The organism is Catalinimonas alkaloidigena (genome assembly GCF_029504655.1).
Taxonomy (GTDB): Bacteria; Bacteroidota; Bacteroidia; order Cytophagales; family Cyclobacteriaceae; genus Catalinimonas; species Catalinimonas alkaloidigena.
On sequence record NZ_JAQFIL010000001.1, the window covers coordinates 4,179,846 to 4,189,345 of the forward strand.

The 9,500-nt window shown below is 44.5% G+C and carries 9 protein-coding genes and 2 tRNA genes; 3 read left to right on the forward strand and 8 right to left on the reverse strand.

Going from position 1 to position 9,500, the window contains the following annotated elements:
* The first annotated feature begins 20 nt into the window (after positions 1 to 20).
* Both OKW21_RS17070 and OKW21_RS17075 read left to right on the forward strand, forming a co-directional pair.
* Positions 21 to 93 (forward strand) — tRNA-Gly (locus tag OKW21_RS17070).
* Between the two features lie 78 nt (positions 94 to 171).
* Positions 172 to 255: transfer RNA gene (locus OKW21_RS17075), tRNA-Leu, on the forward strand.
* 53 nt (positions 256 to 308) lie between these two features.
* On the opposite strand, the gene OKW21_RS17080 is transcribed toward OKW21_RS17075, so the two are convergent.
* From OKW21_RS17080 to OKW21_RS17110, 7 genes are all read right to left on the reverse strand, one after another.
* Entirely contained in the window at positions 309 to 1,427 is a 1,119-nt protein-coding gene (locus tag OKW21_RS17080; RefSeq protein ID WP_277481361.1) for an ABC transporter permease, read from the reverse strand.
* Positions 1,424 to 2,536 carry an ABC transporter permease gene (locus tag OKW21_RS17085; protein ID WP_277481362.1) on the reverse strand — a complete coding sequence of 371 codons (1,113 nt, stop codon included), beginning with the start codon at positions 2,534 to 2,536 and terminating at the stop codon, positions 1,424 to 1,426. The genes OKW21_RS17080 and OKW21_RS17085 overlap by 4 nt, the downstream gene beginning before the upstream one ends.
* Positions 2,533 to 3,261 (reverse strand): ABC transporter ATP-binding protein, encoded by a 729-nt coding sequence (locus OKW21_RS17090; RefSeq protein ID WP_277481364.1) that lies wholly within the window; start codon positions 3,259 to 3,261, stop codon positions 2,533 to 2,535. Before OKW21_RS17090 ends, OKW21_RS17085 begins: the two co-directional genes overlap by 4 nt.
* Positions 3,258 to 4,178: an ABC transporter ATP-binding protein gene (locus tag OKW21_RS17095; protein ID WP_277481365.1), complete on the reverse strand. Its 921-nt coding sequence runs from the start codon at positions 4,176 to 4,178 to the stop codon at positions 3,258 to 3,260. Before OKW21_RS17095 ends, OKW21_RS17090 begins: the two co-directional genes overlap by 4 nt.
* A complete protein-coding gene (locus OKW21_RS17100) occupies positions 4,175 to 5,074 on the reverse strand; it encodes an HlyD family secretion protein (RefSeq protein ID WP_277481366.1) in 900 nt (299 codons plus the stop codon). The genes OKW21_RS17095 and OKW21_RS17100 overlap by 4 nt, the downstream gene beginning before the upstream one ends.
* Entirely contained in the window at positions 5,074 to 6,336 is a 1,263-nt protein-coding gene (locus tag OKW21_RS17105; protein ID WP_277481367.1) for a TolC family protein, read from the reverse strand. Before OKW21_RS17105 ends, OKW21_RS17100 begins: the two co-directional genes overlap by 1 nt.
* A 70-nt stretch (positions 6,337 to 6,406) precedes the next feature.
* Positions 6,407 to 7,015 carry a TetR/AcrR family transcriptional regulator gene (locus tag OKW21_RS17110; RefSeq protein ID WP_277481368.1) on the reverse strand — a complete coding sequence of 203 codons (609 nt, stop codon included), beginning with the start codon at positions 7,013 to 7,015 and terminating at the stop codon, positions 6,407 to 6,409.
* Between the two features lie 214 nt (positions 7,016 to 7,229).
* Between OKW21_RS17110 and OKW21_RS17115 the strand changes: the two genes are divergently transcribed.
* Positions 7,230 to 8,759, forward strand: a complete 1,530-nt coding sequence (locus OKW21_RS17115; protein WP_277481370.1) for a GH3 family acyl-acid amido synthetase — start codon at positions 7,230 to 7,232, stop codon at positions 8,757 to 8,759.
* 2 nt (positions 8,760 to 8,761) lie between these two features.
* Here OKW21_RS17115 and OKW21_RS17120 read toward each other — a convergent pair whose 3' ends face one another.
* The gene (locus OKW21_RS17120) at positions 8,762 to 9,481 is read right to left on the reverse strand and encodes a hypothetical protein (RefSeq protein ID WP_277481371.1); all 720 of its coding nucleotides are present in this window, start codon (positions 9,479 to 9,481) and stop codon (positions 8,762 to 8,764) included.
* Positions 9,482 to 9,500: the final 19 nt, after the last annotated feature.

Below are 9,500 nucleotides of genomic sequence, written 5' to 3' on the forward strand. Positions count from 1 at the left end.
TGTACTCCCATTCGGAAAAAGCGAAAGTAGCTCAGCTGGTAGAGCGCAACCTTGCCAAGGTTGAGGTCGCGGGTTCGAACCCCGTCTTTCGCTCAAAACTTAAAGCGACTCCCAGATCAGATTAACGGAGAGTCGCTTTGCTGTTCTAAATAAGATGAGTTTTTTACTCATGCCGGGATGGTGGAATTGGTAGACACGCAAGACTTAAAATCTTGTGACCATTAGGTCGTGCGGGTTCAAGTCCCGCTCCTGGTACTCATTGAGCCTGTAAGTTTATCTTGCAGGCTTTTCTATTTTGTATAATCTTTTCAAGCACTCGTCTTCCGATAATTCCAGATAGCCAGCAAATTCATAATCACGGCATAAAGAGCAATAACTCCAAAAAGATGCGCCACATCTGCAAAGCCACTGCCTTTCAACAGTACCATGCGCATTATCTTCACAAAGTAGGCTACCGGATTGAAGCGGGTAATTGCCTGTGCCCAGTCAGGCATATTTTCTATCGGTGTAAACAGACCGCTCATCAGGATAAAAATTACCAGAAAAAACCAGGAAACAAACATAGCCTGCTGCTGGGTGTCGGTAATGGTAGAAACAAACATGCCCATACCCAAGACCAGTACCAAATAAATGCCTGCGAACAAATAGATCAAACCCAGGCTACCTTCAAAGCTGATCTGAAAATGATAATGAGCAATGAGCAGTCCTATCGTCAATTCAGCCAAAGCAATGATAAGAAATGGCAGCAGCTTACCGATAATGAACTGGTATTTTTTAATGGTAGTCACATTCAACTGCTCAATCGTGCCTATCTCTTTTTCCCGGACAATATTCATGGCCGACAGAAAAACCGCGATCATTGTAACCAGCAGCACCAGTATGCCAGGCACCATAAAGGTTTGATAATTTAGCTCAGGGTTATACCAATTACTGCTTTTAACGCTAATTCCTGTGCTATTGTGCTGCTTACTGCTAAGCATCTCAGCACGGACGTTCTGATTAAAATCTTGTAAAACTGTACTGATATAGGCATTGGCTAGTCCGGCTTTGGTACCGTTGATCGCGTTAATCAGCAGTTGGACAGACGCCTGTTTTTGTTTGTACAAATCCCTCTCAAACTCCATAGGGATATTGAGCAGTACATCGGCCTGATCAAAATCCAAAGCCCGGTAGCCTTCTTCCAGATTTTCTGAGTGGGCTGTCAGCTGAAAATAGGTGGAGCCTAGCAGTTTATCCAGAAGCTGCCTTGAAGCCTGACTTTTGTCGTGGTCAATGATAAATACTTTGACATGCTTGATTTCAAAGTTTGCCGCATAAGACAGCAAAAATATCTGTACTATCGGCATCACAAAAAGTATAGGCAGTATGCTGCGATTACGAAAAATCTGCAGAAATTCTTTTTGTATCAGAAATAATATTTTTCTCATGATTGGCTAAGTCTGACGTTGAATTTTACAATACTGAGCCCCAGCAGCAATAAGGTCATCCCGGCTAAGACTGCTGTCTCAAAAGCTACCGAAGCAAAGCCGGTTCCCTTCAGCATCACATTTCTGATAATAATGATAAACCACTTGGCAGGAATTACATTACTGATCCACTGCAGTATCTCCGGCATACTTTCAATGGGAAAAATGAAGCCCGACAGAATGATGGTGGGCAGCATCAAGCCCATGAGTGAAAAAAGGAGGGCGGTCTGCTGAGTTTCTGCAATGGTAGATATCAGGATGCCAAGCGAGAGTGACAATACGATGTAGAGAAATATCTCAGCGACCAGTAAGCCCAGGTTCCCCTCCAGGGGCATTCCAAAAACCGTGGCCCCTATGATAAGAATCGTGGCCGCATTGATCAGCGCTAATACGATGTATGGAATGGATTTCCCTAAAATAATGACTGCCGGGCGCAGGGGTGAAACCAGCAGCAACTCCATGGTACCGGATTCTTTCTCACGTGCAATGGTGATGGACGTCATCATGGCACCAATCAGCAGCAGAATCACCGTAATCAAGCCAGGAACGAACATATATGTTCCTTCCAGTTCAGGATTGTACAGCATGCGCAAATCCGGCTGCACCTGAATGATACCTGCCTTATTTCGTGCTTGGCTCAACTGATAATCCTGCACAATGGCGCTTACATAGTTTGTCAGTGTAGAGGCGGTATTCGGGTCAGTAGCGTCGGCGATCAATTGAAGGTTGCTACTTCCGTTTTTCAATAAATTATGCTGAAAGTCTTGCTCAAAGATGACGGCCAGCTTGATTTCTCCTTTTTTGAAAGCCTGCTCTATCTGGGACTCAGATTGCAGTATGCTGTTGAGCCGGAAGTAACCTGAGGCTAAGAGCTTATCCGTAATCTGCCGCGTAGCCGTGTCTTTGGACTTGTCCAGAATCGCGATGTCCGCATTACGTATCTCATTGGTAATAGAAAATCCAAACAGAATGATCTGTATGATCGGCATCCCAAAAAGAATGGTTAGCGTCCGCACATCACGAAAAATGTGAAAGAACTCTTTCTTGACAAAGGATATAAATCTTTTCATGGCCTAGCAAGTTGGATAAAAACATCATTCATACTCTCGGCATGGAATTGCTTCTTCAACTGATTCGGTGTATCCAGCGCTTCTATTTTTCCAGCCACCATCATGGAAATGCGGTCGCAATATTCAGCCTCATCCATATAATGGGTCGTGATGAAAATAGTGACACCTTCCTCAGCAGCTTCATAGATCATCTCCCAGAACTGTCGGCGGGTAAGCGGATCAACACCACTGGTAGGCTCATCCAGAAAAATGATCTGGGGGTCGTGCAGGGCAGCTACTGAGAAAGCCAGCCTTTGCTTCCACCCCAGCGGTAAAGCTTTTACAAGCTGATTACGCTTCTCAAAAAGTTGCAACTGGTGCAGGAGGCTACTGCTTTTTTCTTTGATCTGCTTTCGGGAAAGTCCATAAATACCTCCGTAAAAACGGATGTTTTCCGCAATCGTCAGGTCTTCATACAGGCTAAATTTCTGACTCATATAGCCGATGTTCTGCTTAATTTTTTCTGACGCTTTGTACACATCAAAGCCTGCCACTTTAGCTTCTCCAGCTGAAGGGCTGAGCAGACCGGTAAGCATACGCATGGCAGTTGTTTTGCCCGCCCCATTAGCTCCCAAAAAGCCAAAAATTTCCCCTCTTTTCACTTCAAAGCTGATCTGATCTACCGCCTTGAAGCTCCCGAAATGTCGGCTTAACTGCTGGGCTTCTATGACATATTGCGTATTCATAAGCTTGACGTTTCTTGCTTGCCCATCAATTCCATGAAGCGGTCTTCTACGCTGGCTTCTATCGGATTAACTATCAGGCCATGATGCCCCAACTCCTTCAGATGCATTTTCAGGGATTCCAGAAAATGCTCCTGCCTGAGGGTAAGGTGAACATGCTCCCCAAAAGCATATGCTGAGGAGGTTTCAGGAAAGGACCTCAGATCATTGAGCAGCCTGTACATACTTTGGTCAGTGCTTACTGCCCACAGGGTTTTGCTAAAGGTCTTTCTGACTTTATCCGGCTCATCTACCGTCATAATTTTACCTTTCTGTATCAGTGCTACTCTTTCACACAGGCTGGCTTCGTCCATATAAGGTGTGGATACCAGCAGCGTGATTCCTTCACTTTTAAGCTTACGCAGCATTTCCCAAAGCTCTTTGCGGGATACCGGATCAATGCCGGTAGTAGGTTCATCCATAAAAAGCACTTTTGGGCGATGAATAAGCGCACAGGAAAGGGCGAGCTTCTGCTTCATCCCTCCCGACAAAGCCCCCGCTTTCCGGTCTTTGAAAGGCTCAATCTGACTATAGATATCTTTGATCAGTTCATAGTTTTCCTGAATGCTGCTGCCAAAAACGGTGGCAAAAAACTCCAGGTTTTCCTGTACACTCAGATCAGGGTAAAGCGAAAAACGTCCGGGCATATAGCCTACATGCTGCCTGATTGTACGATAGTCTTTCACCACATCCCGGCCTCCTACTTTTGCTTTACCTCTATCAGCCAGCAATAACGTAGTGAGGATGCGGAAAAGCGTGGTTTTGCCTGCTCCATCGGGACCTATCAGACCAAAAAGCTCTCCTTCTTTCACATCCAGATTGATTTCATTCAGCGCCTGCACATCACCGAACTGTTTGGATATTTGTTCGGTCAGTATCATGATTCGGCTTCATTTGGATTGAAAATTACTTCGCCGGGCATACCAATTTTCAGGCGCCCATCATTCTTTACCCTTACTTTGATGGCATAGACAAGGTCCACCCTCTCATCTTTGGTCTGTATGATTTTGGGCGTAAACTCTGCTTTGTCCGATATCCAGCTGAGCGTGCCTTTCAACCGGTGAAAATTGGCTTTGTCCTGATCAATGAGCACGTCTACTTCCTCACCAAGCTTTACATCATCCAGTTGGTTGCCACTGATGTACGCTCTCAGCTCCAGATAGTCCAGATCGGCCATACGCAGCAAGGGCGTACCCGCATTGACCATCTCATGCGCTTCGGCCAGCTTCACCAGCACTGTCCCATGAAGGGGAGCGTTCAGTCGGGCATCTTTTATTTGCTCATTAAGCTGGGCAATGCGGGATTCCATGGTTTCTATTTCAGCAGATAAAGGACCAAATTCGGTGCGGGCAGAAGCGATCTGACGATCCAGGACTTCCAGACGGCTTTGCAGATCATCCACCTGCTTGGCAGTAGCGGCACCTTCTTTAGCGAGAATCTGAAAACGCTCTACTTCTCGGGCAGCATTTTCCCTTTCTTCTTTCAGCACGTCCAGCCGTGAAGCAACGCCCGGCTGACGGGCTTTAATGGCCTTGATACCCGCTTTAAGTTCCTGTTTTTTCAGATGCAATTGGGTGGTGTCTAGCTGCGCAATGAATTGCCCTTCATTGAGTTCATCCCCTTCCTTTGCATCAAAATTCAGTATTTTGCCAGGCACTTCGGCAGATAATGTCAGTTCAGTAGCTTCAAAATTTCCGTAGGCATCGGCCACATCTGAGTCCTGCTGACAGGCAGTAAACAGTAGGGCGAGGGCAAATAGGGTCATAGGTGTTTTCATCAGTATATTCCTTTTTCTGTGAGATAGGCCACTTGTGCCTGAATGAGTTGAATTTGGTGTAAACTATGGTTGAGCCGGGCTTTTTGCTCCTCATGCACATCGTCCAGATATTCAGTAGGCGTAATGATGCCCTGATCAAGCTGACGGGAAGCATACTGTCTGACCTCCTCCATCATGCTGATGATCTCTTCATCCTGCTCCATCAACTGCTGGTAACGGCTTATGTCAGCTTCCTGCTTTTCCAGTCGGATACGGATATTTCTTTCCAGATTTTCTTCTTCAGTACTGATGATCTGCTGCTGTATACTTACTTCTTCCTGTTTTCTTTGGGTCCTGCCCCAATCCATAAACTGCCACTGCATCCTCACACCTGCCTGATAATAGGGACTGGTATTGATCTCAAAAAAATTGAGGGGGTTAGGATAGCCCAAACCACCCTGAGCAAAAACTGAAATCTTAGGCTTGTTATCTGTACCAATCAGCTGAGACTGCGCCCCGAGCTTCCGGGATTGCAGAGTCAACAGTTCAAGTTCCGGACGATCAATCTCAGGATCAGTAATGTTGATTACCGGAGTACGCAAGGCTGTTGCTTCAGTGATATCAAATCCGGTCAGTGTACTGAGGGTTTGCATCGCGGCATTTTCTCTGGCACTCAGCTCTGCCATTTGCTGTTTCAGCTTAGCAATTTCGGAACGCAACCGCAGCGCATCAGCGGGCAATGCTACTCCTCCCCTTACTCCCGCTTCCACAGATCTGAGTTTATCCAGAAGCAGTTTTGTGGTAGTTTTTAAAATTTCTTCAGACTGCCGGGCAAGCAGTATGGAAAAATAACTTTGCTGCACCCTGGGTTTGAGCTGCTGAATATTGACTTCCTTCTGCTGTATATCAATTGCCAGTTGCTGCTCTTCCAGCGATTGACGAGCGGCCCTGCTCCCTCCACTATAGATCGGTTGGTTGATATCCAGGTATGCCTGCCAGCGTTCTTTAGGAAGTTCGGGAAGTTCAGTGCCGGGCATGCCTAAAGGAAACTGAATTACATCTGACTGATAAGTTACCTGTCCGTTCAAGCTAAGCCTGGGCAGGTAATCCGCCAGTGTGTTTTCTCTGCGAAGCTGACTTGCCTGTCGTAGTAAATCCTGCTGTTTGAGCAAAGGGAAACGGGCAATTGCTTCATCCTGACATGCCTTCAGACCAATTGTATCAGCCATTTGTGCTATGCCTGAATGCGCATACAAGAGTAAAATGAATATGCCATATTTCATGGTATTGGCTATTAAATTGAAAATCAGATTCTTCTGCTTTACCTAAATGGGTAAATTATGGGTAAAAAATTTAAGGTCGTAGCGCGCTTTTTACAAAATCGGCTATCAAAGTTTTACGCTCTTCTATCATCTTTTGAAATTCAGGATTGTCAGCATCAAGCAATACCTGTATCATAGGTCTGGCGACAAAAGGAAATATGCAAAGCCCTATGATATTTATGATCAGTTGCTTAGGTGGAAAGGGCCTGATATTCCCATGCTCTATCTCATGCTGTATAGCATCCAGAAGTGCCTGAACATTGGGCCGACGCTTTTTGGTTAGCACTTTGTTAATGAATTCATCCGGATGGCGGTTGAGCTCATTGATGACAAACAATGGCAAATGCGGATGCTTGATCAGCATGTTCATATAGGTATCTACCATCTTATCTATTTTATCATCCAGTGTATGCTGCGTGGAAATGATAGCATTAAGTCGGTTAACCATCAGGTCAAAAGCTTTGCTGAATACAGCTTCAAAGAGTTTGTCTTTGGTCTTGAAATAATAGTGAAGCAAACCCTTATTGATCTCTGCTCTGTCAGCAATTTCCTGCATACGAGCTCCGTTGAACCCCTTGCGCTGAAAAACCTGTTCAGCGGCATCAAGTATTTTTTCTTCAGTGTTAAAATCCTGTGTCATTTTTTACCTGTTTGGGTAAACTTACTAATTATCACGAATACAGCTCACGAAAGTTACCCGTTTAGGTAATTTTTTATGACTTATTTCAGGCAGGAGTGGATTTGGACAAATAATCTATGCCAACTGTCTGGTTACGACTAACCTCCTGCCACATTTTGCCGTTATCTATTGCGAAGCTTTTTTAAACTTAAAACCGAACATAAATTTTTTAGCTATGGCCATACTTGGCAATATCATTAAATCCGCTTTAGAACTGACGGATAAGGTTGTTCCTGAATCATCTCCACTTGAGGAGCAACAAGAAGTTCTGAAACAACTCCTAAAAAAAGCAAGGAATACCGCTTTTGGAAAGTACTATAATTTTTCCTCATTACTGGAAGAAAAAGATATACCCCGCGCATTTGCCGCTACTGTACCTTTTCATGATTACAACCAGATTTTTGAAGAATGGTGGGAAAGACAACTGGAAGGGGGTGAAGACATTAGCTGGCCCGGAAAACCTAATTATTACGCACTAAGTTCTGGAACTACCGGAGACAAAGCCAAGCGTATTCCTGTCACTGATGATATGCTGGATGCTATCCGCAAAACAGGGGTGGCACAGGTCCTGGCGCTCTCCAATTTTGACCTGCCTGCGGATTTTTTTGAAAAAGAAGTGATGATGCTGGGCAGTTCTACCGACCTGGGCCATAATGGAGATCATCTGGAAGGTGAAATCAGCGGTATTTCTGCCAGTAACATTCCTTCCTGGTTTAGAGGATATTATCGTCCCGGACCGGAAATATCCGCACTGGAAGACTGGGACGAAAGAGTGGAACTGATTGCTAAAAATGCCAAAGACTGGGATATCGGTGCTTTAAGTGGCATACCCTCCTGGAATGAGTTGATGCTCAAAAAAATTATTGAGTACCACAATCTCAACCATATCCATGAAATCTGGCCCAACCTGTCTGTCTTTACTTCAGGTGGAGTCGCTTTTGAACCTTATCGCAAAAGTTTTGAAGCACTCCTGGGTCATCCTATTACCATTATTGACACCTACCTCACATCGGAGGGATTTATTGCCTTTCAAGCCCGGCCAAATGAGCATATGGCCATGAAACTGTCTACCAGAAATGGGATTTATTTTGAGTTTGTCCCTTTCAAAGACGAACATATTGACGAAAACGGGGCTATTATACAGGGTACAAAAGCACTGACGCTGGAAGAGGTAGAAGAGGGTGTTGACTATGCGCTGATCATCTCCACCGTATCCGGGGCCTGGCGGTATATGATAGGTGACACCATACAGTTTACAGATAAGGAAAAAGCTGAAATTATCATTTCCGGCCGTACCAAGCATTTTCTGAATGTTGTGGGCTCTCAGTTATCTGTGATGAAAATGAATGATGCGATACAGCACTTAGAAGAAGAATTTGGGATTAGAATTCCTGAGTTTACTGTAGCAGCAGTACGTCCTGAAAAGGATTATATACACCATTGGTATTTAGGCATTGATGGTGAAGGTAATACTGATGAAGAAAAGCTGGCTAAGACGCTGGACGAACGCTTGAGAAGCGTCAATAAAAATTACAATGTAGCCAGGGACAAAGCGCTGAAAGATGTTAAGGTTTCTGTGGTGCCTAGCGATGTATTCTACCAGTGGAACGAAAAACAGAAGAAGAAAGGGGGACAAGTAAAAATGCCCCGGGTGATGAAAGAGGAAGAGTTTCAGGAATGGATAAAATTCACCGAAACGCTGTAATGCTATAATTCATCACCTTCAATGGGCAAGAGACTTCCGTCCTCATCAATATGCTCCATTACCTCCTCAGGCGACATATACAGTCGCCTGATTCTTTCTTTATAGGCCAGGGGAATCTGGGCATTTTCAAGAATAAAATGTTTGGTGCTGAGTATTTCGCTACCCAGCTGATGATTGATGGCATACATATCGGCTCTCTGTTCCGCTTTTTTCAAATATTTTTCTGAAGTCAAATAACCTATGCCAAAGCGTATAAGCGCAAAACCGCTTCTGTTTTTGTAATCCATAATATGTCCTAACTCATGACCTAGCCATCCAATCAATGCCTCAGTAGGTAGCTCTTCCACCGGTATGGATTTATCTTTCAGCTTCAGGGCAGGGGTAATTTTTACAACATACTTTCTTCTCTTTTTTCCCTGAAAGATACCGTACCATTTAGGCTGTGCCTGCATAAATGACTTGATAATATCTTTACGAAACACAAAATCTATTGGTGTTTCTGCCAGTTCAGGGTAGTGTGATAAAGCGGCAATAGCTTCATCTCGGATAATGTCAGGTATGGTTTTATTTTTTGTAAATTTCAAAGAATCAGCTTTGGTTAGTGTTTTTGGGGAAGCATTCTTAGCCACAGGTGTATCATCAGATTGAACCTCTCCTTTCTGAGCATAACACCAACTGATCAAAACGAATGTTACAGTGGCAAGCACAAGGCTACGTCGCATATGGTAAAGTATATTCTGA

Coding starts and splice junctions, on each gene's coding strand:
- OKW21_RS17095 (WP_277481365.1), bottom strand. CDS start 4,178: ATGATACTGACCGAACAAATATCCAAACAGTTCGGTGATGTGCAGGCG.
- OKW21_RS17085 (WP_277481362.1), bottom strand. CDS start 2,536: ATGAAAAGATTTATATCCTTTGTCAAGAAAGAGTTCTTTCACATTTTT.
- OKW21_RS17080 (WP_277481361.1), bottom strand. CDS start 1,427: ATGAGAAAAATATTATTTCTGATACAAAAAGAATTTCTGCAGATTTTT.
- OKW21_RS17100 (WP_277481366.1), bottom strand. CDS start 5,074: ATGAAAACACCTATGACCCTATTTGCCCTCGCCCTACTGTTTACTGCC.
- OKW21_RS17115 (WP_277481370.1), top strand. CDS start 7,230: ATGGCCATACTTGGCAATATCATTAAATCCGCTTTAGAACTGACGGAT.
- OKW21_RS17110 (WP_277481368.1), bottom strand. CDS start 7,015: ATGACACAGGATTTTAACACTGAAGAAAAAATACTTGATGCCGCTGAA.
- OKW21_RS17120 (WP_277481371.1), bottom strand. CDS start 9,481: ATGCGACGTAGCCTTGTGCTTGCCACTGTAACATTCGTTTTGATCAGT.
- OKW21_RS17105 (WP_277481367.1), bottom strand. CDS start 6,336: ATGAAATATGGCATATTCATTTTACTCTTGTATGCGCATTCAGGCATA.
- OKW21_RS17090 (WP_277481364.1), bottom strand. CDS start 3,261: ATGAATACGCAATATGTCATAGAAGCCCAGCAGTTAAGCCGACATTTC.